This is a genomic window from Xanthomonas sp. NCPPB 3218 (assembly GCF_056725185.1).
In genome coordinates, this window is record NZ_CM161516.1 from 2,125,912 (window position 1) to 2,151,435 (window position 25,524).

Below are 25,524 nucleotides of genomic sequence, written 5' to 3' on the forward strand. Positions count from 1 at the left end.
CTGTTGATTGATGACGCCGACCAGTGGCGAGAGAGAAACGATGGACACCGAAGCGATGAGCGTACGTGCTTACCTGGCCGAACAAAGCAAGCGCGCGCTTGCGTTGCTGCTGTGCTGCACGGTCACCTGGACATCGTTTCCGGCGTGGGCACAGGTGGCACCAACGCCAAATCCCGGCGGCCAGACACCAGGTCAACAGGTCGCCGCCAATGGCGTGCCGGTGGTGGACATCGTCGCGCCCAATGCGCGCGGCATCTCGCATAACCGCTACAGCAATTTCAACGTCGGCCCGAACGGGTTGATCCTCAACAACAGCGCGCAGATATCCAAGACCGAGCTGGGCGGCTATGTCGCCGGCAACGACAATCTGCAGCGCAGCGGTGCCGCCTCGCTGATCCTCAATGAGGTGACCTCGGCCAGCAGCCGCTTGCAGGGGTACACCGAAATCGCCGGTGCCAAGGCGCAATTGGTGATCGCCAACCCCAACGGCATTTCCTGCGATGGCTGCGGGTTTCTCAACACCGCGCGCGTGACCTTGACCACCGGCACGCCCAACCTGGGCAGCGATGGTGCGTTGAACGGCTTCAGCATCACCGGCGGTGCGCTGAGTATCGGCAGCAACGGTCTGGATGCGTCTAACGTGGATCGCCTGGACCTGCTGTCGCGTCAGCTCAGCGTGGAGGGCTCGATCTGGACCAGGGAACTGGTCGCTGCCGCGGGTGCAGGGCGGGTCAGCTACGACGGCATGCTGCTGGACGTGATGCCGGGCACCGATGGCGCCGCACCGTCGATCGGCATCGACGTGGCGCAGCTGGGCGGCATGTATGCCGACCGTATTCGCCTGATTGCGACCGAAGCCGGTGTCGGCGTGGTGAGTCGCGGCACCCTGGCGGCGCAGAGTGGCGATCTGCAGATCGACAGCGCGGGCCAGGTGAGCCTGAGCGGGACCACGGTGGCGCGCGATGGAATGGGTGTGCGTGCAGCCGGTGACCTCGACCAGCGCGGCGTGCTCGGCTCGCAGCAAGGCGATGTGCGTCTGCGCGGCGCGCGCATGACCCTGGCAGGCGATCTGGTCGCCGCCGGTATCCTGGATGCACAAGCCAGTGGCACGTTGAGCGACAGCGGCCGCAGCAGCGCCGGCGCCATCCGTCTGTTCGGTTCGGAATTGAATGTCGATGGCAGCCTGCATACGACGGGTGCGCTGGATCTGGGCGCCGATGGTGTGTTGCGCAGCAACGGTGTGGCCTATGCGGCAACCGCTGCAACCCTGCGCGCGGGCCAGATCGGCCTGACCGGCACGCTGCAGAGCGGCGGCGCGATCGGGCTGAATGCGAACGCGATCGATGCACTGGGCACCCTGGACGCGGCCACCGCCTTGCGCGTGAACAGCAGCGGCAACGTGCGCCTGGGTGGATTGGCGCAGGCCGGGCAGGGTGCTGATGTGCAAGCCGGCGGTCGGCTGGAACTGCAGGGTCAGCTGATTGCAGCGGATGCAGTGGCGCTCGATGCGGCGGGTATCGACATCGCACAGCGCGGCGCAGTGTCTGCGGGTGGCGATCTGGAGTTGCGCAGTGCAGGTGCGTTGAACAATGCCGGTAGCGGCTACGCTGGTCGCGATCTGCGTCTCCAGGCAGCGTCTGTCACCACGACGGGCAGTCTGGCGGCCGCACGCGATGCGCAGGCGGCGGTTGCCGGTGGTCTAGTCAATAGCGGCACGTTCGTTGCTGGCAATGCGCTGACCATCGACGCGGCGCAGCTGGACAGTCGTGGCGATATCGGCAGCCAGCGTGGGGAGACGTTGCTGCGCAGCCGCGGCGGTCTGGCGCTCAGCGGCAACACCGTGGCAGGTACTGCTTTGGGCCTGTACGCCGCAGCGGACGCGCAGGTCTCGGGCATCCTCAACGCCGGTCGCGTAAATCTTCGTAGCGGCGGGGATACCGCACTCTCCGGCACCCTGCAGACCACCGCCGGTGGGTTGGTGATCGCCGCAGGCGGTGAGCTCGTCAGCGATGCCGTGGTGAGTTCGACAGGCACGATCGATTTGCAGGCGAACGGCGCGCTGCGTCAGCGTGGTCAGCTCCGCGGCGACGGCGCGGTGCAATTGCGCGGCGCAGCGGTCGAGCACAACGGTGTCATCGATGCAGGTGGCGACCTGCGCATCGCCAGTGCTGCCGAGCTCGTGTTGGACGGCACCGTGCAGAGCGCTGGCTCAGCCACATTGCAGGCGGGCGCAGCACTGCAGAACCGCGCGAAGGTGATCGCAGCTGGCGCGCTGGATGTAGAGGCGGCCTCGTTGCGCAACGCGCAAAGTGGCGCGTTTTCGTCGGATGCCGGTGCGCGCGTGCGCACGGCCGGCACATTGGATAACGCCGGCAGCCTGTATGCGGCAAGCGATCTGCAGCTGACCGCTGGCGCGTTCACGCAAAGCGGCAGCGCCAGCTCGGGCAACACGCTTTCGGCAGCTGTGAGCGGGTCATTCGACAACGCTGGCAATGTGATTGCCAGGAACGCGCTACAGATCGATGCCGGCAGCGTGCGCAGCAGCGGTCAACTCGGCAGCGAAGCGGCAGGTGTTCGTCTGGGCAGCCAGGGCGATATCGCGCTGCAAGGCGTGGTTGCCGCTGCGACCACGCTGCAGGCCAGCGCCGCTGGCGATCTGCAGCAGGCAGGCTCGCTAAGAGCGCAGTCGCTGGCATTGAGTGCCGGGCGTGATCTCACCGCTGCTGGCAACCTGCAGTCGGCGTCCACGCTGGATCTACAGGCACAGCGTGCTCTGACATTTGCTGCCCAGGGCCAGGCTGGCGGTGATGCTTCGCTGCGCGCCGCCACACTGACAACCAGCCAGGATGCGGTGTTGCAGAGTACGGGAGCGATCGCGCTGGACAGCGCGGCCATCGACAGCCGCGGCAAGCTGGATGCAGGGAGCGATCTGCACATCCGCAGCCAGGGCGATCTGGCGCTGGCGGGTGTGGCACAAGGCGGGCGCGACCTTGTTTTGAATGCAGCCGGCGCGCTCAGTAACGCAGCGCAGGCGTTTGCAGGCCGCGATCTGTCGGTGCAGGCAGGTAGCCTCGACAACACCACGAGCGGTGTGTTGGCGGGCGAGGGCAACATCGCCCTGACCACTACGGCACTGCTGAACAACGCTGGCCGCGTGCAGGCCGGTGGCGATCTGCAGATCAGCGCAGCCAATATGGACCAGGGCGGCAGCGCGTCTGCAGGCAAGGCATTGCGCGCCGCCATCGCAGGCACGCTGGCCAATCGTGGCAATCTGATCGCCAAGGATGCGTTGCAGGTCGATGCGGCCACGCTGCGTAGCAGTGGGCAGTTGGGTAGCGAGCGCGCCGATGTCACGTTGAACAGCCGAGATGCGCTGCAACTCGAGGGTGTGGTTGCAGCGGCCACTGCATTGCGTGCGACTGCTGGCGGCGACTTGCAGCAGGCCGGTTCGCTCAAGGCACAGTCGATCGCATTGCAGACAGGGCGCGACCTCACTGCAAATGGCACTCTGCAATCGGCATCCACGTTGGATCTGCAGGCACAGCGCACGCTCGCCCTGAATGGACAGGCATCGAGTACGGGTGAGACAACCGTCACCAGTGCAACGGTTCTGACGGGCGCTGCAGCAGTGCTGCAGAGTGGTGCCGCCATCACCCTGGATGGCGGCTCCATCGATAGCCGCGGTTCGCTCGATGCGGCGACCGATTTGAACGTGCGTAGCGCCGGTAGTCTTGCACTGGCTGGCGTGGTCCAGGGCGGGCGCGATGTTACGCTGACCGCTGCGGGCACGTTGAACAATGGCGCTCAAGTCGTCGCAGCACGCGACCTGCACGTGCAGGCTGCCAGTGCCAACAACGCCGCAACGGCAACCCTGGGTGCACTACGCGACCTGCGCGTCGATGTCGCTGGCGTGCTGGAAAACAATGGCACCCTGCATGGCGAGCGTGGCCTTGCACTGAACACCGGAACATTGCTTCAGCGCGGACGTGTCTACAGTGGGGATGCGGTATCGATTTCGTCGACAGGCGTATTCGAAAACGCGGGTCAGTTGGTAGCGGGCAAGGATCTGAGCATCGCTGCCGACAGCATCGTCAGCAGCGGGCAACTCGGCTCGGTCGACGGCGCACTGACGCTGACCAGCCAGAACGCGATCGATCTGCACGGTGTGGTGGCTGCGGCGACCACGCTGCAAGCCACCGCTGGCACCGATCTGCTGCAGGCCGGCTCGCTCAACGCGCAGGCCGTGACATTGCAGGCCGGCCGCGATCTCACTGCCGGGGGAACCCTGCAGTCCGCGTCTGCGTTGGATCTGCAGGCGCAGCGTAGCCTGACGTTGAACGGTCAGGCGCAGGCGGGCAGTGACGCCAACCTGCGCGGCAACAGCATCGTCACCGGCCGCGACGCCGTGCTGAAAAGCGTCGGCGCGATCAGCCTGGACGGTGCGGCAATCGACAGCCGTGGCACGCTTGATGCCGGCACGGACCTGCGCCTGCGCAGCACGGGAGCACTTGCGCTTGCAGGCGTGGCACAAGCCAATCGCGATGTTGTGTTGAGCGCAACCGACACCTTGAGTAATGCGAGCCAGGTGATTGCTGGCCGTGATCTGTCGGTGCAGGCAGGCAACATCAACAACGTGGCGGCCGGCGTGTTGGCCGCCGATGGCAGCGTCACGCTGACCACTGGCGCGTTGCAGAACGCCGGCAGCCTGCAGAGCGGCGGCGATCTGCGCATCACCGCCGCCAGCATGGAGCAGGGCGGTACTGCGATTGCAGGCAAGGCACTGACCGCGAAGGTCACTGGCACGCTGGACAACCGCGGCAACCTCATTGCCAAAGACACGCTGCAGGTGGAGGCAGGCAGCTTACGCAGCAGCAGCCAGCTCGGTAGCGAAACTGCCAACGTCAGTTTGATCAGCCAAGGCGACATGACGCTGCAAGGCATTGTCGCCGCAGCGACCACACTGCAGGCCGCTGCAGTTGGCGATCTGCAGCAGGCGGGTTCACTCAAGGCGCAATCGATCGCGCTACAGGCCGGTCGCGATCTCACCGCCGCAGGCACGCTGCAGTCGGCAACGCAATTGGACCTGCAGGCGCAGCGCGCACTGACAATGAACGGACAGGCGGTGGCGACGGGCGATGCAACCCTGCGCGGCGCGCGGATCGGCACCGGTCAGGCTGCCGTGCTGCAAAGCGGTGGCGCTATCAGCCTGGATGGCGCCGCGATCGACAGCCGTGGCGCACTCGATGCAGCCACTGATTTGAATCTACGCAGCACCGGCGACCTGGCGGTTGCCGGTGTCGCGCAAGCCGACCGTAATGTGGTGCTGAGCGCAGCTGGCGCGTTGACCAATGCGGCGCAAGTCGTCGCTGGTCAGAGCTTGAACGTCACCGCAGCCAGCGCAAGCAATGCCGCCAGCGGCGTGCTGCTCGCGCAGGGTGACGCTACCTTCGCCATCGGCGGCTTGCTCGACAATGCTGGCGCCGTGCGCGCCGGCGATCAACTCGCCTTGGGCGTCGGGTCGCTGCGCCAGACTGGCCAGGCCTACGGCTTGCAACGCCTGGGTGTTATCGCCACTGGAGCGGTGGACAATCGCGGTGACCTGATTGGCGGCAATGGCTTGCGCGTGGAAGCGGCGCAAGTCAGCAGCAGCGGCCAGCTGGGCAGCGAGCGCGGCGATGTCGCATTGATCAGCCGCGGCAACCTGGAACTCGGCGGCAGCCTCGCATCGGCTGGCAGCTTCTCGGCGCAGGCCGATGGCGCGCTGGCACAGAGCGGCACCTTGAGCGCTGGCAGCACGCTGGAATTACGCTCCAAGGGCGATCTGGGTGTGGCTGGCCAGCTCGGCGCTCAGCAGGTCACCTTGACCAGCGACGCCGTGTTGCGTCAGCAGGGCACCGTCAGCGGTACGACGGTAGGTCTGCAGGGGGCCCGCATCGAGAACGCCGGGCAGACCACCGCTTCGGGCAACTTGAGCCTGCGTGCGGGTGAGATCAGTATCGCCGGCACAGTGGGCGCCGGTATCAGCGCAGACGGCAGCCTCGGCAGCGGACGCACGCTGAGCCTGATCGCCGATCGCCAACTCAGCGCCTCCGGCAAGCTGTTGGCTGGCGGCAACCTCACGGCGCAGGGCAGCCAGCTGCAGCTGGCGGGTGCCAGCACACGCGCAACCGGCAATGTCGCACTGACCACCGGCGGCAACCTCGATCATCGTGGCGGTGATTTGCTTGCCGGCGGGACGCTCACCGTGCAGGCCGGCGGCAACATCGACAACGGGCGTCTCAACGCCGTCGCCGGCCAGATGCAGGCCAACCAGCTGAGTATCGACGGCGCCAGCCTGAGCAATGCCGGCGGGCGGTTGGTGCAAAGCGGCAACGGACTGACCCGCGTCAGCATCGGCGGCGCGATCGACAACATCGGTGGCACGCTGGCCAGCAATGCGCAGGATCTGACCATCACTGCAGCCAGCCTGGAAAATGCACAAGGGCGCATCGAGCATGCCGGCACCGGCGTCCTGTCGGTCACCAGCCGTAGTGCGCTGGGCAACAGCAGTGGGCGCATCCTCACGCAAGGGCAACTGAACCTGGATGCCAGTGGCGCGTTGAACAACCAGGGCGGCGCGATTGCCGCAGCGGGCGATGCAGCACTCACTGTTGCTGGCCTCAATAACATCGGTGGTTCGGTCTCAGCACGTGGATTGAAGGTGCAAAGTACCGGCGCGGCCGACAATCGCAACGGCTTGCTGCAGGCCAGCGGTGGTGCGCTGACCTTGCGTGCCGACAGCCTCAGCAATGCCGGCGGCATTGTGCAGGCGGTCGCGAACGCTGGTGCGGGTGGAAGCCTGCGCGTCGAACTCAATCGTGGCCTGGACAACGGCAACGGTACGATCGGTGCCGGCACCGACGCAGTGGTTACTGCGGAAAACATCAGCAGTAGCGGAGGCAGTCTGCAAGCAGCGCGCGACCTCAGCGTCACGGCACGCGGCCAGCTGGACAATCACCAAGGCGGCAAGCTCAGTGCTGGCCATGATCTCAACGTTGCCGTCGCCGGCGCGTTGCTCAACAGCGGCGGCCAGCTCGATGCCGGCAATACGCTGACCGCCTCCGGCGGAAGTATCGACAATAGCCAAGGCAGTATCGTCAACAACGGCGGTGGACTGACACGCATCACCACTGGCGGTGCATTGACCAACAGCGGCGGCAATCTCGGTGGACGCGGCAGCGTGGTGATCGATGCCGCCAGCATCGCCAACAACAGCGGTCAGCTGGTCGCCGGCGGCGACCTGATCGCCAACACCACTGGCTTGAACAACCAGAGCGGCAACGTCTATGCCGGCGCAAGCTTCCTGCTGCAGCGCGCAGGCGCCACGCTAGACAATCAGAACGGCACCATCAAGGCCGAGCAGGCAGTCCGCCTGAACCTGCAGAACTTGAACAACGCGGGTGGCAAGATTGGCGCCGGCAGCGTGACCGGCGGCGCCGGCGATGTGGTGATCGACACCGTCGGCTTCGACGGTGGTGGCAGCATCCTGGCGCAGAACCTGCTGGACCTGACCTTGCGTAGCGACTACACCCACCGCGCCGGTGCAGACCTGACCAGTAACGGCACTTTCAACCTGCGCGTCGGTGGGAGCCTGGTCAACGAGTCCACGCTCAAGGCTGCGCGCAGCCTGGACATTACGGCCGGCAGCATCACCAACCGCGCAGGCGCCAACATCCTGTCCAATGACACGCGCCTCAACGGCGGCAATATCATCGACAACGCCGGCAGTATCTCCGGCAATGGCGCACTGTCGCTGGTGGCGAACAGCATCAACAACACCGGCAGCATCGTCGGCGGCAACGTCTCGGTGAACACCGGCACATTGGTGAACGGCGCCGACTTCGGCGGCGCGACCGACAACGCAGCCTATGGCTCGGCCTTGCTCGGTTCCACCGGCAACATGAATCTGATCGTGCGCGATCAACTGCTCAATCGCGACGCGCGCATCTTCAGCCTGGGCAATATCGCCATCGGCGGCGCGGAGGATGGCGGCGGCACCTTGGTATCGCGTACGGGTGTGGTCAATAACCTGTCGGGCAGCATAGAGGCTGATGGGAGCATCTTGATTGCGGCCAACCAGCTGAATAATCGGCGGCGGGTGATCAATACGACCAACGTGTCGACCGATCCTGGTAGCGACAATATTTACTCCGGCGGCGAGCTCATCGAAGGCAAAGCGATCCGGAATCTGCAGGGCGCGCGGGCGCCGTATCCCTACAAAGGACTCGCACCTGGCATTTATCGCAACTATCAGGTGATCCAGCAGGAGCAGCTGTCATCCGCAAGTGCGGAGGGGAAGATTGCAGCGGGTGGAAACATCTTGCTGTCGGGCAGCGTCACAAATAATGCGTCGACCATCGCCGCAGCCGGTCTGTTTGCTGCCAACCAGCAAGGTCTTGGAGGGCTCTCGGATGCAATGATCAATGGCGGTGAGCAACTGCTCAACCAAGCGCTGGCATTGAACCAGGTTGTCCGGCAAAGCGATGTGGAGCACATCGTCACCGCGATCACCAATGACTGCATGCAGCCGGTTGGACAGAAGGTCGTTTGCTACTACGAGGAAGAAGATCAACAATTGGGTTCTTCGACGACCAGTAGCAGCTATATCGCCCTGGGCGCCAGCATGACCGGTGGCCAAGGCGTCAGCATCAATGGTGCCAACATCAGCAATGGTGCCGTCGGCAGCGACGGTCGTGGTATCAGCGGCGCTTCACTGAATGGTGTCGGCGCACAAGGTGGCTTGACTGGTCGCGCCATGCAAAGCGCCGGTGGAGTGGGCGGCCAGGCAGTGATCGGCCGTGCCAATGGCGGCGCGAACAGTATTCGTGTTGCCACCGGTACGACCGGCAGTGCAGGCACCCAGGTGGGCGCCAACACGCAGGACGCAACGCTGGCCACATCGGGTGGCATCGTCAAGATGTCGGTTGCACCTGTCGCGTCCAACGATAGTGGGCTTGTACGCAGCAGCGTCGATCAGGCAGACGTGCAGGCCACCGCGGCCGGTACCGGCGTCACTGCCGTCGCAACCGACAGCCGTACCCGAGTCGATCCGGCCACCATTCCGGTGACCAACATTGTGGGTAGCGGGCAAACCTCGCTGACGCAGATCGATCTGCCCATTGGCGGGCTGTATCGCCTATCCGGCGGCACCGGTACCGATCTGACCGCAATGGGCCGCGCCGCCAACGGGCTGGGCGGCATCAATGCCTGGCGCAGCAATGGCCCCGGCCGTCGTTACCTGATCGAGACCGACCCGCGCTTCGTCAACTACGACAACTTCATCAGCAGCGACTTGCTGCTGGACAAGCTGGGTGTTGACCCGGAGTGGACCCAGACCCGCCTGGGCGATGGCTTCTACGAGCAGCGCCTGGTGCTGGACCAGATCACCCAGCTCACCGGCCGCCGCTATCTGGGCAACTACGCCGATGGCGTGGCACAGTACCGCGCCTTGCTGGAGTCGGGCGTGGCCGCCGCAGGTCAGCTGCAGCTGAGCATGGGCGTGGGCTTGACCGCCGCACAAGCGGCCGCGCTGACGCAGGACATCGTGTGGATGGTGGAGCAGAACTACCAGGGCCAGAAGGTGCTGGTACCCGTTGTGTATCTGGCCTCCAACTCGCTGCAGTTGCGTGGCAATGGCGCCTTGATCGCCGGTGGCAACGTCGAGCTCAACGCCACCAACGCCATGAGCAACCAGGGCGTCATCGCAGGCGCCGATGTCAGCATCACCGCAGGCAACCTTCTCAACCAGGGCCGCATCAGCGGCACTGGCGCTGTATCGCTGGAAGCCCGTAACGACCTGCTCAATCAGGGCCAGATCCAGGGCCGCGACGTTGCACTGGTAGCCGGCAACAATCTGGTCAGCGAAGCATCCAAGGCCATCAACGGCGTCGGCATCCTGTCGGGCATCAGCGCCAGCAACACCCTGCAACTATTCGCCGGCAATGACATGACGCTGAGCGGTACCCGCGTGCAGGCCGATGGCAGTGCGGCGTTGATCGCAGGCAACAACCTCAGCCTCACGCCCAGCGCGTTGCGCAACGACAACGGCCTGCTGCGCGGCGGCGATGCGGTGTCGGTGACCACAGACAAGGACCTAGTGGTCTCGGCAGGCAACGACCTGCAACTGCACGGCGTCAACATCAAGGCCGGCGGCAGTGCCGCACTGCAGGCAGGCAACAACCTCTCGCTGACCCCGACCACTGGCCTGGATGGCAAGGTCGCCACACGCACCAACATCAGCACCGGCGACAGCCTGCAATTGACCGCCGGCAACGACCTGACCATCCGCCAGGCCGACGTCAAGGCCGGCGGCGATCTGATTGCCGCAGCAGGCAACAACCTCAACGTCGAGTCCGTCCTCAACGAGACCGAAACCAACAGCTACAAGACCCGCAACGGCAAGACGCGCGTCACCACCACCACGACCACGCAGACCATCGATCAGCAGGCACTCACCGCCGGCGGCAACCTGATCCTCAGCGCCGGCAACGACGTCAATCTGGTCGCGGCCAAGCTGGACGCCGGCAAGGGCCTGGGCATCAGCGCCGGCAACGACATCAATGCCAGCACGCTGACCACTGTGGACACCAGCAACACGCTGGAAACGCGCAAGCGCTTCAAGCAGACCACCAGTACCAGCGACGAAACCGTCCACGGCACCGAGTTCAGTGCCGGCGGAAACCTGGCGATGCAGGCCGGCAACGACATCACCCTCACCGCCGCATCTGCCGCCACCAAGGAAGGCGGCATCACCCTGGCTGCCGGCAACGACGTCAACCTGCTCGCCGCCAGCGAGCAGCACGACGCCGTGCAGGACATGACCAAGAAGAAGAAGGGCACGTTCTCCAGCAAGACCACGACCACGCATGATGAGTGGCAGGACAACGTGGCGGTCACCACCACGCTCAGTGGCGACACGGTGCAGATCGCGGCGGGTAACGATCTGCTATCGCAAGGTGCGCAGATTGTCGGCACCGGCGACGTCACGCTTGCAGCAGGCAACAACCTGACCTTGGAAACTGCTCAGAACACGCATAGCGAAGAGCATGACAAAGTCACCACCAAGTCCGGTCTGTTCGGAAGTGGCGGTATTGGGGTGACGCTCGGTAAGCAAAAGGTCACCACTGGCGCCGACATCGACCAGATCACGCATACCGGAACGACGGTCGGCAGCCTGGAGGGTGACGTCACCCTGGTGGCCGGCAACAAGTTGGCGATTACGGGCGGCGATGTCATGGCGTTGCAGGGCGACATGACCGCGACCGGCAAGGACATCGCGATCACGGAGGTCTATAACGACAGTGATGCGGAACAGCGCAGCAAGTTTAGCCAAGGCGGTTTGTCGCTGACCTTGAGCTCGGCTGCGATCAGCCTGGCGCAGGCGGCAAACGACAGCTACAAGGCCAGCAAGGAGGTCAAGGGCGACAGTCGCATGGAAGCACTTGCGCTCGGATCGGCGGCCTATAATGCATATGGGGCAGGACAGGCGCTGGGCCAAGCTGGCAGCGCGTTGAGCAGTGGCAGCGCCGCCGGCGCAGCTCAGGGGGCCAATCTGAGCATTGCCATCAGCATTGGCGGCAGCAAGAGCGAGAGCAAGAGCACGCAGACGGCCAGTCTCGCACAAGGCTCCAAGCTACAGGCAGGTGGTGACGTCAACCTGATTGCCACCGGCGGTGGCGACCAAAGTAATTTGTTGATTCGTGGGAGCGACATCAAGGCGGGCAATGATCTGCTGCTGGCAGCCGATCACGATGTACTCATCGAAGCAGCGAAGAACACCGCCGAGCAAAAAAGTACCAGTAAGAGCAGCAGCGCGTCGCTGGGTGTCGGTATCACTTACGGCCCGGATGGTGCCGCATTTGGCGTGATGATCAGTGCAGCTGGATCGCGCGGCAAAGCCAATGGCGAAGACGTGACCTACAGTAATAGTCATCTGGTTGCCGGCAACACGGCCACGGTCATCAGTGGCAATGACACCACGCTCAAGGGCGCGCAGCTGTCGGCGGACAAGGTGATCGCCGATGTCGGTGGCAATCTGAGCATCGAGAGCCTGCAGGACACCAGCACGTACGACAGCAAGGACAAGAGTGTTGGCGCGAGTGTGACCTTTGGCGCAGGGTTCAGTGCCAGCGCCAGCTATAGCAGTAACAAGGTCAGTGGCGACTTTGCCAGCGTGACCGAACAGAGCGGTATCCAGGCCGGCGACGGCGGCTTCAACATCCGTGTCGGCGGCAATACCGATCTGAAAGGCTCGGTGATCGCCAGCACCCAGGCGGCGGTGGATGCCGGCGTCAATCGCCTGCAGACCGGCACGCTGACCTATAGCGATATTGAAAACACTAGCAGTTACGACGCCAAAGGGTTCAGTCTGTCGGGCGGATATAGCAAGGGAACAGGCGACAAGAAGCAGCAAGGAGAAACCGGTCAGGTCCAGCCGACAGTCAATAACGGCGCAAACTGGTCGTGGCAGAACTTCCAGACTGGAAGCACCGGTACAGCGGCTGGCATTGGGAGCAAGAGTGGCGATGCGACATCGACCACCACCAGTGGGATCAGTGGTGGCAGCTTGCTCATCACCGACGAGGCTGGGCAACTCGCCAAGTCTGGTAAGACCGCTGCAGATGCATTGGCGGGTCTTAAGCGCGATGTGATCAGCGGCGATGACGCAGGTGGCTTGACCAAGCAATGGGATGGTCAGGCACTGCGTGACCAAGTTGCCGCGCAAGCGCAGATCACCGCCACCGCAGGGCAGCAGGCAACGAAGTTTGTTGGCGATTACGCACAGGGAAAAGTTGACAAGGCGGCCGAGCTCTATGCGGAAGCAGATGCAACCGGTGACGACAGCAAGCGGGCTGAAGCTGATCAGTTGATGAAGGATTGGGGCAATGGCGGCACGTTGCGTGTGCTGTCACATGCGGTTGTGGGTGGTCTGACAGGTGGCACGGAAGGAGCGCTAGGCGCAGCCGCAGGCACCGTGGCGGCACCATACCTGGCAGAAGCGTTGGAGAAAGCCGGAATCAATAAAGCGGTGGCTGCCACGTTGACAGGGTTGTCAGCGAGCGCGCTAGGCGCTGCGGCCGGTGGTGCTGCAGGCGGTGCCGCAGCCTTGAATGAGGTGTCCAACAATTACCTCGGCCATCAAGAGCGGATGGAATATGCCACAGCCCTGATCGCTTGTTCCAAGTCTGGCACCCAGTGTGAGCGCGCCGAGCAACTGAAGGCGCTGTCGGAAGAACGCAATCTCGCGTTGCGCGGTGCGTGTAGCGATCCAGCCAGCGGCGGATGCGCGGAGCAAAAACAGCTGGCCGCCGCAGCCATGCAAGATCAGCTCGATCACGCTGGGGAATACACCGCTTGGCTTGCGGGTCACGTGCCTGAGTTGGTTGGCCTGTTCAACTCCGACAAGGACGGTTCACTGACCAAGGACTTCGTCACCCATGTGACGACTGCAGATCTTGGCCACAAGCTTGCGTGTGCGATGGCAGGTGATTGCAGCAGCCAAGCGCTGGCTTCGGCAGCATGGAACGGTAGCATCCCGCTATCAGTTGCAACCGCTGATTCTGCGCTGCGCGCGGCGCTGGGTATGGGAGCAGGTACGGTCGGTGCTACCGGCCGGGTCTGGGAAATGGTTGCCGGTGTGGCAGAGCTGGCCAAAGGTATGAGTCCTGCAGGCCAGGTTGGACAAACGATTGATCAACTAGCCTATCTGTGGGGGAATGGTTACGCAGCTACTGCCGAGAAGAACTTTAACGACGCAAAGAGCGCGTTAAATGCAATAAAAACTGGTATCAGCGGCTATGCAGAGGATCTCGCATTTGCGGCCTACACGAACACGCACGGTTCTTGGGATATCTATGACATAGCCAAGGCGGGTGCAATCGGCGGCAAGGTCAGCGTTGACGTATTCTCACTCGTTGCTCCAGAACTCTATGTGGGGAAGGGTGGTGTCGCTGCAAAGGCAGCCACAAGCGTGGGCGACGCGTTTAAGGCTGATGACATTGTTACCTACCTAAATTCGAGTAGGCCAGTCGATGTAGTTCCTGGTTCGCTGAATTTTATGGGGAAATCTGATCAATTTTTCTTGAATGCTTCTAAGCGGAGAGATGTTGATTCTGATGGTTTTTTTGACGTTATCGCTCACGGAAATAAGAATGAGGTCGAAGTCTTCATGCCAAATGGTCCAGTAGCAGCCGATCAGAGGGTGCTGGCCAAGCTTATAAAAGGCGATCCAAGCTATAGCGGTCAACCTATTCGCTTGCTCTCTTGCGAAACTGGATCTTGTGATCTAGGCTTTGCGCAAAACCTGGCTAACAAAATGGGTGTTCCGGTTAAAGCGCCCACTGATCTTGTCTGGGCTTATGGCGATGGCAAAATTGTTGTTGCTCCTCGGCGCTCACTGGACAGAAATTCTCCGCTGTTTAATCAGCCTGATTTGTCGCGGCAAGGTGAGTTCAAGATATTTCAACCAAAGGTCAAATAATGAATGATATTTTGGGGAGGTGCGAGGTTTGTGGGGGGCATTTAGATATTTACATGGATGGCAGAACTCAGGGTCTTATTTGTAAAAATTGTGGATGGTCGCTTGTAACTACAGTTATTCCTGAGATAAATAGTGACAATAACGAATACAGTATTAGGTGTAGTGGAGACTTTAGTAACTCTGAGCATGTGCGAATGGTTGCATCTGTAGTTGGTTCGAATTTCATTGAGGCCAGAAAATTTCTCAAGCAGGGTTCATTTGTTATTTTTACTGGAAAGGCTCCGGAGGTTTATGATGTTATAAAGAATTTGCAGGCAGCAGGGTTGGAGTTTCAAGTTGATCCTCAATTTAAGTGGATATGACTACGACGTCCCTCCTCTCCCAATTTTGAGTGGCGCCTCAGTTTGGAGTCCAATTCCCTACCCAGAGGAGATTGGACATGAAGACGCGCTTCACCTAGGAACAGATCATCGAATAACGAGGTTAGGTTAACTTATCAGTCGACGGTGTTCGGTTCGCGTGGCCGATGATCGCGCATGACGCCCGCGAAAGGGGGGGGGCGGAGTGCCTGCGCTGGCTAGGTTAGCTAAGCATCTGGCCCAGCAATACTCTGCCGGGTTGTCGGTCAGGCGACCACGCACAGAATTGAGTGCAATGTGGCGATAGCAGCGAAGGACGTAGTCCGCACTCTCCACAAGAGATGCTTTGTGCTGCTCTTCCCATAGCGTACCAGTGGGCCAACGGCGGCCATTGCACAATGCTACGTAGTTTTCCCCAAGCCGTTGCATCAGTTGCCCGATTGGTCCCGCTGCAGAGCGTGACTAGCGAGTGCACATGGTTGTCCATCAATACGTAAGCATCCAGCTGGCAGCCTGTGGCGTGCAGGGCCTGATGTATCAGGTGCAGATAGCGCAGTCGATCGCCATCATCAAGAAAGCATGGCAAGCGTTGTTCCCGGGCTGCACGATGTGCTGCGGGACACAGGCAAGTTCAATGCGTGTAAATCTGGCCGTCGCACAAGACTCGCAACCAGACGTCGGTGCTAATGTGCAGGGAGCCTCGCAGGAGCTGACGCCGTAGACTGCTATTTGCGGAGGAAGTGAATCTGACCCCCGTTAGCGGACATCGGTGCCGGCAAGAACGTTACGCTTGCGGCCAAGGACATCGCCCTGCTGGCGCGCCAGGACACGGTCGATCACCAGGCCAGCCAGCGAGCAAGTCGAGCGGCTTCTCGATGTGCGTGACCTACGACCCGGGTGCGTCGTACCTCAGCGCACGCGGTTCGACCACCAAGAAGATGGTCGATACCGGCTCAACCATGAGCAAGATCAGCCGCGATGCCCATGGCGCAGCGGCTGGCACCATGGCGGCCATTACCCCGGTGGTGATCCAGGTCAGCAGTCATCGCTCCAACGCTTCTTAGAACGAAAGCACCAGCGACGCGCGCGTCTGGGTTTAAAGGAATTGACAGTTATTGACCCTGATGTTCCTTTATTGATTAGGCCTTAATATGAAATTTTATCTTGACAATCGAGTTGGATATCATAATGTGGACGAGGAGTTATATGGTTTGGATCAAGGTGGTGTGGTTAATTTGCTTGGGAAATTGAATGGCGAACGGCATACGTTGCTTTGTGTGAAGAGAGAGGATGGTTGGGTACTCTTTATTGGTGGCGGAGGTGAGAAATTCTTGGTCAATAAAGTTTCTCCAGAAGATATTAGCTATGAAGTGAAGTCGGATATGCCAGGTGGCAATGTTGAACTTTGTGTTGGTGGGCAATATGGAGAGTATGAATCCTCTTCTTTAGCGAGTTATGATTTGGCAATGATTGCTCTTCTGGATTTTTGTGAATTTTCTTCTCTAGAGAAATATACGTGGTCTGTTGTTGAGTAGTAAGGTGGAACCTCGAACCTGAAAAATCGGGGGCGAAGGCTGAGGTTTTCCCAGCTTTAGCTCTTTACAATCAATGATTTTGCAATATCAATGATCTGTGCAACATCCGGGACGGAGGTAATTAAGGGGGCGGCCCTGATCGCCAGCGTGACCAGCAGCCAAGGCGCAGCATTAGCGGCAGCGCGCTTAACAGCATCGGCGCATAGGGCGGCCTGCCCATCGGCGGGCTGTATCGTCTGTCCAATGGCACGGCCACCGATCGCATGGCCATGGGGCGTGCGGCAACCGGCCTGGGCGGCATCAATGCCTGGCGCAGCAATGGCCCCGGCCGTCGTTACCTGATCGAGACCGATCCGCGCTTCGTCAATTACGACAACTTCATCAGCAGCGACTTCCTGCTGGACAAGCTGGGCGTGGACCCGGAGTGGACCCAGACCCGCCTGGGCGATGGCTTCTACGAGCAGCGCCTGGTGGACCAGATCACCCAGCTCACCGGTCGCCGCTACCTGGGCAACTACGCCGATGGCGTGGCGCAGTACCGCCAGGGGCGTCAAATGCCAGGCTCGGCAGCGCTTTCAACACAATTTATATGGAAGCAAGGCCGCTTGCAGATGAATTTACAAATTTGATTGGGGTTAATCCCAATTATGTCGAGGGTGCTGGGCCAGGCGTTAACACTAACTGCGTATCTTGTGTAATGCGGCGCAGTAACGACTTTCTGGTAAAAATTTGGATGCGGTTGTTGATGCAAAAAAATATGCTGATATGAATGGGTTGCTTCCATCATCGCCCTTCGGATTTAATTCTCGGAGTAAGCCTGCAACAGTTATAGAGGAAATGGTTAAGGTGGCGGTGCTGGGTGACCGCTTATTATTGAACAGCCGGGGAAAGTTTTTCATGTTATTAATGTTGTAAATAAAGACGAAAAAATTTTCTTTATCGACACCCAATCAGGTAAGCTGGTTCAGCTAAATCCTGATGTGACCGTTCAGCTCGGGAGGCCCCCGCTATGAAATATGAGGCGCAAGATATATCAGTTGTGGAAGCATTAAAAATTGCAGAAAAGGAGGTTCGGGTAATCTTGGGGGATGTGGTTGGAAATGAGTTACCGATATTTAGTGATAGGCACTTAGAGGCAGAATTTTGTTGGATGTTTTTTTTAAGGGGGGGTATAAATATACCTCCCGATAGAATGCTCGGTTTGAAATGGGCTTACGCTGTAAGTAAAAAAGGGTGTTTCGCAATGGTCCAGGATCTTTCATCTGACGAGGATAAGCTCCAAGACTATTTGTTGAAAATGTCAGACCATTTCATGAGGAGAAATGAGTAAGCCGAAAAAAATTAAAAAAGGGGGCGGAGGTAATTAAGCGGGATTCCGTCCTGAGCATCAACGCCGGCGGCAGTGCCGCACTGCAGGCAGGCAACAACCTTTCGCTGACCCCGACCACCGGCCTGGACGGCAAGGTCGCCATGCGCACCAACATCAGCACCGGCGAAAGCCTGTAGTTGACCGCCGGTAATGACCTGACCATCCGCCGTGATTAGTAAATGCACATAATTGTCCGTCAATACATGGGCGCTATCACGCAAGCTGCTTGGCTCCCAGACGCTCTAGTTCACTCTACGGTTTGTTACCTGCACAGCCCTAAGGCCGGACGCAGCACTGTTTTCATTGCCTGGACATGCGGTATGGCAGGGTTCCGGGCGTCAGTTAGATGCCTTCGCGTCGCATCCGCACTTTCTGCTCTTGGTTGGAGAGTTCGATGACAAAGAAATCGCAGTGGTTTGGACTCCTGGGCTCGTTGGTGCTGTGCTATCTGGTCGCGGCCCTGGGAGCGGCGGCATCGATCCAAGCGGCGAGCTTCTACGCCGGCTTGCAGCGGCCGGACTGGGCACCGCCGGGATGGTTATTCGGGCCGGTGTGGACTGTGCTGTACGGGATGATGGCGATATCGGTGTGGCTGGTCTGGCGCCGCGGCGGATGGAGCAGTGCGCGTGGGGCGCTGGGTCTGTTCGTGCTGCAGTTGGGGTTGAACGGGTTGTGGAGCTGGTTGTTCTTTGCCTGGCACATGGGTGCTTGGGCGTTTGTCGATATTGTGGCGCTGTGGTTGGCGTTGGTGCTGACGATCGTAGCGTTCGCCAAGTGGCAGCGGGTTGCTGCGTGGTTGCTGGTTCCGTATCTGCTGTGGGTGAGTTTTGCGGCGGCGTTGAACTATGCGGTGTGGCAGCTCAATCCGCAGGTGCTTGGCTAAGGGCTGTATGGGTCAAAAGTGGCTGATGCACCTCTGCGTTTGGCGCGAGAAGGGTGCGCGGCGGCTACTCGCATCAGCCGGATCCGACGTCGTCTAGCACCAGGTCTCACTATGGGATGCTGCGCAAGCACCGCTTGGTCCGGCGCATAAAAAGTTTCCATAGCAATCAATCGTTTGGGGCTGCCTTGCTTAAATCTTTGTCCCGCAAGGCTTTCTGTATAGGCGCCGCGTTGCGCAAGGCTGGTTTGATACACAGCGCTTGACAGGCCTCGGCCCGGTGATGTCTTTTGCGTACATGCATAACGCCTGCGCCAACGCTTCGCTTATCTGCCAGCCGCACCTGCGGCCGGGTGCGGGCGTGGCCGGCATTATCACCACCATTACCACCGTCACCATTCGCCCGGTGCGGCCCGTCGTCTTCGCGTAACTTCCGAAAACAACGGCCCCGCACCCGGATCAGGATGCGGGGGCTTTCCTCCCTCACCTGATGCGGACGGGGCCTCCCTAACGAGGTCTGTCGATGTCATCGCCTGTTGTTTTGCTCGAACCCGCCGCTGTTGCCGCATCTTCCGCACGCACCGTCGTGCACAAATTCGGCGGCACGTCGGTGGCCGATGCCGAGCGCTACCGGCATGTGGCGCAGCTGTTGCTGGCACGCGGCGAGTCGGTGCAGGTCACCGTGGTGTCGGCGATGAAGGGGGTGACCGATGCCTTGATCGCGCTGGCCGAACTGGCCGCGCAGAACCGCCCCGAATGGCGCGAGCGCTGGCATGAGACGCGTGCGCGCCATCGCGGTGCGGCGGTGGCCCTGCTGGGCGAGCATTCCGGGCCGTCGGTGGAGTGGCTGGACGAGCGCTTCGAGCATCTGTCGCAGATCCTGGGCGCATTGGCGGTGATCGGTGAGTTGCCGCGCGAGGTGCTCGACCGCGTGCAAGGCCTGGGCGAGGTGTATTCGGCGCAATTGCTGGGCGACCATTTCCGTGCGCTTGGCGAGGATTGTGCGGTGCTGGATGCGCGCGATGTGCTGGTGGTCAACCGTGGCGAACTCGGTGTCGATGTGGACTGGGACACCAGCGCGCAGCGGCTTGCGACCTGGCGCCAGGCGCATCCGCAGACGCGCGTGGTGGTCACCGGCTTCGTTGCGCGCGACCGCGCCGACCGCATCACCACGTTGGGGCGCAACGGCAGCGATTATTCCGGTGCAATTTTCGCGTCCTTGTTCGATGCCGATGAGCTGCATATCTGGACCGACGTGGACGGCGTGCTCTCAGCCGACCCGCGCGTGGTGCCCGAAGCGGTGCAGCTGGAAACGCTGAGCTACGACGAGGCCTGCGAGCTGGCCTATTTCGGCGCCAAGGTGGTGCACCCGCAGACCATGTCGCCGGCGATCGAGCGCGGCTTGCCGATCATCATCCGCAACACCTTCCAGCCGGAACATCCGGGCACGCGCATCACCGCCAGCAGCGCGGTGAGCGGGCCGATCAAGGGGCTGACACTGAGCCCGGATCTGGCCGTGCTCAACCTGGAAGGCACCGGCCTGATCGGCGTGCCCGGCACCGCCGAGCGGGTATTCGCGGCGCTGCGCACGGCGCAGGTGTCGGTGGTGATGATCTCGCAGGGTTCGTCCGAGCATTCGATCTGTTGCGTGGTCAAGCAGCATGAATCCGAGCGCGCACGCAATGCCTTGCTGCAGGCGTTTGCGCATGAACTCACGGTCGGTCAGGTGCAGCGTGTGCAGCTGACCACCGGCATCAGTGTGCTCGCTGCAGTGGGCGATGGCATGGCCGGCCAGCCGGGTGTGGCGGCGCGGTTGTTCGAGTCGCTGGGGCGTGCGCAGGTCAATATCCTGGCGATCGCACAGGGTTCGTCGGAGCGCAACATCTCGGTGGCCATCGACGCAGCGCATGCGACCAAGGCCTTGCGCGCTGCGCATGCCGGCTTCTGGCTGTCGCCGCAGACGTTCTCGGTGGGCGTGATTGGCCCGGGTAACGTGGGCGCGGCGTTGCTGGATCAGTTGCGCATTGCGCAGCCGCAGTTGCTGGGCAAGGCCAACCTGGATCTGCGCCTGCGCGCAGTGGTCTCGCGCGGCCGCATGCTGCTGGACGAGCGCGGCCTGGTCGGCAACTGGCGCGATGCCTTCGCCTCTGCAGCCACCGCGACCGATCTGGAGCGTTTCACCACGCACCTGTTATCCGCGCATCTGCCGCATACGGTGATCATTGATTGCAGCGGTAGCGCAGAAGTGGCCGATCGCTATGCGGACTGGTTGGCTGCCGGCATCCATGTGGTGACGCCGAACAAACAGGCCGGCTCCGGTCCGTTGCAGCGGTATCAGGCGATCCGTGCGGCGGCCGATGCCAGCGGCGCGCGCTTCCGTTACGAAGCCACCGTGGGCGCCGGCTTGCCGGTGATCACCACGCTGCGCGATCTGGTCGATACCGGCGATGCAGTGACCTCGATCGAGGGCATCTTTTCCGGCACGTTGGCCTGGCTGTTCAACAAGTACGACGGCAGCGTGCCGTTCGCCGAACTGGTGACGCAGGCGCGCGGCATGGGCTATACCGAACCGGATCCGCGTGACGATCTGTCCGGCGTGGATGTGGCGCGCAAGCTGGTGATCCTGGCGCGCGAAGCCGGGCGCGAGATCAGCCTGGAAGATGTGCAGGTCGAAAGCCTGGTGCCCGAAGCACTACGTCAGGCCAGCGTGGACGATTTCATGGCGCGCCTGCATGAGGTGGATGCGACGTTCGCGCAGCGCCTGGCCGACGCACGTGCACGCGGCAATGTGCTGCGCTATGTCGCGCAGCTGCCGCCGGATCGTGCTCCCAGCGTCGGCCTAGTCGAACTGCCGGCCGATCACGCGTTCGCCAACTTGCGCCTGACCGACAACGTGGTGCAGTTCACCACGCGTCGCTACTGCGAAAACCCGTTGGTGGTGCAAGGCCCGGGCGCTGGCCCGGAAGTCACCGCGGCCGGCGTGTTTGCCGATCTGCTGCGGGTGGCGGCGGGCGAGGGGGCACGCTTGTGAATCAGGCGGTTGCAGACCAGTCCGCGGAGATGCAACAGGTGGCGATCGCTGCGCGCGAGCTTGGCCAGGCACGCGCCTTTGCACCGGCCTCGGTGGCGAATGTGGCGGTGGGATTCGATCTGCTCGGCTATCCCATCGACGGCGTCGGTGACACCGTCACGGTGCGGCGCATCGATGCGCCTGTGGTGCGCATCGCCGCCATCCGCGGCACCACCGTGGCCTTGCCGCTGGATGCCGAACGCAACACGGCGGGTGCGGCATTGATGTCGTTGCGCGCGGCGTTGTCGCTGCCGTTCGGCTTTGAAATCGAAATCGACAAAGGCATCGCCTTGAGTTCGGGCATGGGCGGCTCTGCAGCGTCATGCGTGGCGGCGTTGGTTGCCGCCAACGCGCTGCTGGATGCGCCGTTGAGTAACGAGCAGCTGTATCAGCACGCACTCGATGGCGAGGCGGTGGCCAGCGGTAGCCGCCACGGCGACAATCTTGGCCCATTGTTTTTAGGCGGCCTGGTGCTGTGCACGCTGGAGCGTCTGGTGCCGATCAACGTGCCGGCGGCATGGCACAGCCTGCTGGTGCATCCGGATGCGGTGCTGGAAACCCGCCGCGCGCGCGAAGCCTTGGCCGGCGAGTATCAGCTGCGTGAGTTCGTCGCGCAGAGCACCAACCTGGCCTTGGTACTGGCCGGCTGCCATGCCGGCGATGCGGGGCTGGTGCGGGCGGGACTGCGCGATGTGCTGATCGAACCACGCCGCGCGCCGTTGATCGCCGGGTTTGCCGCTGCCAAGCAGGCCGCGCTGGATCACGATGCCCTGGGTGCCAGCATCTCCGGCGCCGGCCCCAGCGTGTTCGCCTGGTTCGCATCGCGCGCTGCCGCCGACGCGGCCGCCGCATCGGTCAAGGCCGCCTTCGCAGGCGTTGGCCTGGACAGCCAGCACTGGGTGTCCCCGATCGCCAGCTCGGCCGCGCGGTTGCTCGCATGAGCCGTCGCGCGGATGTCGTCGTCGATCGATCGCCCGCGCACGGCAGGCAGGCCGTGCAGCGCGCAAGGCACGCTTCAACCGACCACGACCTCACTGATCTGCATGACCGGCGCAAGATCGGTGTAGTTGGCGATATCGGCGAGAATCTCCTCGGCGTGCGGCCCGAAGCTGGCGCCGAAGGCCTCCACCGACTCGCAGAAGATATGGCACATGCCGATGAAGGCCGGCGGGCTGCCCGGCTCGCCGCCGCTGATGCCCTTGTCCACCGTATAGCGCAGGCAGGCCGCGCCCATCCGCGCGCTCACCAGTGGCATGTGCGAGTCGCGGTAGTAGGCATGGTCGAAGCGGGCGCCTTCCCGGTACGGGTACATCACGCTGACCTTGATCATCTGCCGGCTCCACTGGAAGGTGCGCGCAGCATAGCGCTGCGCCGCCCTTGCCGGGCGCCGCCGCAACGCGGCGCGGCCATGCCGCAGTGTCCGGCCTTCTCATTCACGGGCAACGCCCCGTCTTCGTCTTGTCTGGAGTCGTCACCATGAACTTTTTCTCCACCCGTGGCGGCGCGCCCGCCGCCAGCCTGAGCCAGGCGATTGCCGCCGGCCTGGCGCCCGATGGCGGCCTGTACGTGCCGCAGACCCTGCCACCGGCACGCACGCTGACGGCCGGCACCACGTTGGCCGACACCGCCACCACGTTGCTGCGGCCGTTCTTCGACGGCGATGCGCTGGCGGCCGAGCTGCCGGCCATCTGTGCCGAAGCGTTCGACTTCCCGGCGCCGCTGGTGGCCCTGGGCACCCCTGGCGACTACGCGCTGGAGCTGTTCCATGGCCCGACCGCCGCGTTCAAGGATTTCGGCGCACGCTTTCTTGCCGCCTGCCTGACCCGCCTGCGCCGTGCCGAAGACCGCCCGCTCACCATCCTGGTTGCCACCTCCGGCGACACCGGCGCTGCCGTGGCCGCGGCATTCCACCGCCAGCCGGGTCTGCGCGTGGTGGTGCTGTATCCGGACGGGCGCGTGTCGCCGCGCCAGGCGCATCAGCTGGGCTGCTTCGGCGACAACATCCACGCCCTGCGCGTGGCCGGCTCGTTCGACGATTGCCAGGCGATGGTCAAGCAGGCCCTGAACGATGCCGACCTGCAGGCGCAGCTGCCGCTGAGTTCGGCCAACAGCATCAGCCTGGGCCGCTTGCTGCCGCAGATGAGCTATTACGCGCACGCCGCCCTGCAGCACCATGCCGGGGCGGGGGCGGCGCTGAATCTGGTGGTGCCCACCGGCAACCTGGGCAACGGGCTGGCGGCGATCCTGGCGCGCGCGCTCGGTGTGCCGCTGGGCCGTATCGCGTTGGCGTCCAATGCCAATCATGTGTTGCCGGATTATTTTGCCGGCGACGATTACGCGCCGCAGCCCAGCATCGCCACGCTGGCCAATGCGATGGACGTGGGTGCGCCGAGCAACTTCGAACGGCTGCGCTGGCTCTACCAGGGCGACGACGTCGCGCTGCGCGAGGCCTTCCGTGCGCTTTCGGTGGACGATGCGGCGATCCGCCACACCGTGCAGCAGCGCTTTGCGCGCTACGGCGAAGTGCATTGCCCGCATACCGCCACCGCCGTGCATGTGCTCGAGCAGCTGCGCGCAGAAGGGGCCGAGGGCGGCACCGGCGACTGGGCGGTGGCGGCCACCGCACATCCGGCCAAGTTCGAGGGCGTGGTCGAGCCGCTGATCGGGCGTGAGGTGGAGGTGCCGCCGGCACTGGCCGCGCTGCTGCAGCGTCCTGCGCATGCCGAAACGCTGGCGCCTGACTACGCGGCGTTCCGGCAGCGCCTGCTTGCGGATGCGGCCTGACCGAACGCGTTCAGCCTGCCGGGGTTGGAAAGTGCCGCACATGCGGCTATTTGTAGGGGGTGCGGTTCCGCCATGGCGCCGCGTCCGATGTGGGTCGTTGCATGTCTTATCGAGTGATCGCCGTTGCCGCCGCGTTGTGCGGGTGGGCAGCGGCTGGAATGGCCAGTGCGGCCGATGCCATCTCCGCCGCGCCGTTGCCGGGGCTGGGCGTACCGCGTATTGGTCTGGTCGATGCGTTGGCGCGGCAGGCGCCGTCGTTGGATCGCCAGGTGCTGGCCCTGGCGGCCGAGGCGCTGCAATGCGCGCGGCAGCGCCAGCAGGTGGGCGCCGAACGCGTGCTCAGCGTCATCGACTACAGCCGGCCGTCGACCGAGCGCCGGCTGTGGGTGTTCGATCTGGAGCGGCAGCGGTTGCTGTTCCAGGAATGGGTGGCGCACGGGCGCAACACCGGCAACAACCTGGCGGCCAAGTTTTCCAACGACGACGGCAGTTTCCAGTCCAGCCTGGGCGCGTTCACCGCGCAGGAGTCGTATACCGGCCACAACGGCTATTCGTTACGGCTGAAGGGGCTGGAGCCCGGGTTCAACGACCATGCGCGCGACCGCGCAATCGTGATCCACGGCGCGCCCTATGTCAGCGAGGCGGTGATCCGCACGCAGGGCCGGCTTGGCCGCAGCCTGGGCTGCCCGGCGGTGCGTCCGGCGGTGGCCCGACAGTTGATCGATACCTTGCGTGAGGGCGCCTTCGTATTCGCCTACTACCCGGACCGGGCCTGGCTGCGGCAATCGCGGTTGCTGGGCGGCGGCTGCGGCGCGTCGGTGGCGAGCGCGAATCTGGGCGGTCGCTGAGTCGTTGTAGGCGGCGCGGGCGGTGACGATCGCGCGAGCGGCCTGGAGTGCCGGCATCGCGTTCGAATCTGCGGGTCAGTCACGCGCGGCGATGCTTGCTGTCTGCGCGACGCGCAAAGCAAAGCTTGGTCGATGGCCTGGTGCGGACGGGCGCGCAAACA

At 62.8% G+C, this 25,524-nt stretch carries 13 protein-coding genes and 1 pseudogene; 13 read left to right on the plus strand and 1 reads right to left on the minus strand.

The window, feature by feature from the left end; genetic code table 11:
• Positions 1 to 40 precede the first annotated feature (40 nt).
• From AC1PLS_RS09455 to AC1PLS_RS09505, 11 genes and pseudogenes are all read left to right on the plus strand, one after another.
• The gene (locus tag AC1PLS_RS09455) at positions 41 to 14,518 is read left to right on the plus strand and encodes a hemagglutinin repeat-containing protein (protein WP_481104488.1); all 14,478 of its coding nucleotides are present in this window, start codon (positions 41 to 43) and stop codon (positions 14,516 to 14,518) included.
• On the plus strand, positions 14,518 to 14,880 hold the full coding sequence (locus tag AC1PLS_RS09460) for a hypothetical protein (RefSeq protein ID WP_184434681.1): 363 nt from the start codon (positions 14,518 to 14,520) through the stop codon (positions 14,878 to 14,880). Before AC1PLS_RS09455 ends, AC1PLS_RS09460 begins: the two co-directional genes overlap by 1 nt.
• Positions 14,881 to 15,352: 472 nt before the next feature.
• Entirely contained in the window at positions 15,353 to 15,598 is a 246-nt protein-coding gene (locus AC1PLS_RS09465; RefSeq protein ID WP_221237852.1) for a hypothetical protein, read from the plus strand.
• Positions 15,599 to 15,758: 160 nt separating this feature from the next.
• Positions 15,759 to 15,941, plus strand: coding sequence for a hypothetical protein (locus tag AC1PLS_RS09470; RefSeq protein ID WP_154831913.1), 183 nt, complete (start codon positions 15,759 to 15,761; stop codon positions 15,939 to 15,941).
• 87 nt (positions 15,942 to 16,028) lie between these two features.
• Positions 16,029 to 16,412, plus strand: a complete 384-nt coding sequence (locus AC1PLS_RS09475; RefSeq protein WP_144410759.1) for a hypothetical protein — start codon at positions 16,029 to 16,031, stop codon at positions 16,410 to 16,412.
• 341 nt (positions 16,413 to 16,753) lie between these two features.
• Positions 16,754 to 16,954: pseudogene (locus AC1PLS_RS09480) on the plus strand (S-layer family protein); the annotation flags it as partial.
• A gap of 467 nt (positions 16,955 to 17,421) precedes the next feature.
• Positions 17,422 to 17,742 carry a hypothetical protein gene (locus tag AC1PLS_RS09485; protein WP_184434678.1) on the plus strand — a complete coding sequence of 107 codons (321 nt, stop codon included), beginning with the start codon at positions 17,422 to 17,424 and terminating at the stop codon, positions 17,740 to 17,742.
• Positions 17,743 to 18,175: 433 nt separating this feature from the next.
• Positions 18,176 to 18,664 (plus strand): TspO/MBR family protein, encoded by a 489-nt coding sequence (locus AC1PLS_RS09490; RefSeq protein ID WP_439655020.1) that lies wholly within the window; start codon positions 18,176 to 18,178, stop codon positions 18,662 to 18,664.
• Between the two features lie 259 nt (positions 18,665 to 18,923).
• Positions 18,924 to 19,091 (plus strand): hypothetical protein, encoded by a 168-nt coding sequence (locus AC1PLS_RS09495; RefSeq protein ID WP_184434755.1) that lies wholly within the window; start codon positions 18,924 to 18,926, stop codon positions 19,089 to 19,091.
• 93 nt (positions 19,092 to 19,184) lie between these two features.
• Entirely contained in the window at positions 19,185 to 21,692 is a 2,508-nt protein-coding gene (thrA, locus tag AC1PLS_RS09500) for a bifunctional aspartate kinase/homoserine dehydrogenase I (RefSeq protein ID WP_184434675.1), read from the plus strand.
• 29 nt (positions 21,693 to 21,721) lie between these two features.
• Complete coding sequence (locus tag AC1PLS_RS09505) at positions 21,722 to 22,672, plus strand: homoserine kinase (protein ID WP_184434672.1); 951 nt, start codon at positions 21,722 to 21,724, stop codon at positions 22,670 to 22,672.
• Between the two features lie 74 nt (positions 22,673 to 22,746).
• Here the strand turns inward: AC1PLS_RS09505 and AC1PLS_RS09510 are convergent, their stop codons facing one another.
• Positions 22,747 to 23,061, minus strand: coding sequence for an EthD family reductase (locus AC1PLS_RS09510; protein WP_065032272.1), 315 nt, complete (start codon positions 23,059 to 23,061; stop codon positions 22,747 to 22,749).
• A 146-nt stretch (positions 23,062 to 23,207) separates the two neighbouring features.
• On the opposite strand from AC1PLS_RS09510, the gene thrC reads away from it, so the two are divergent.
• Positions 23,208 to 24,515 carry a threonine synthase gene (gene thrC / locus AC1PLS_RS09515; RefSeq protein ID WP_184434669.1) on the plus strand — a complete coding sequence of 436 codons (1,308 nt, stop codon included), beginning with the start codon at positions 23,208 to 23,210 and terminating at the stop codon, positions 24,513 to 24,515.
• Between the two features lie 101 nt (positions 24,516 to 24,616).
• Complete coding sequence (locus tag AC1PLS_RS09520) at positions 24,617 to 25,363, plus strand: murein L,D-transpeptidase catalytic domain family protein (protein ID WP_115510935.1); 747 nt, start codon at positions 24,617 to 24,619, stop codon at positions 25,361 to 25,363.
• The last annotated feature ends 161 nt before the right edge of the window (positions 25,364 to 25,524 follow it).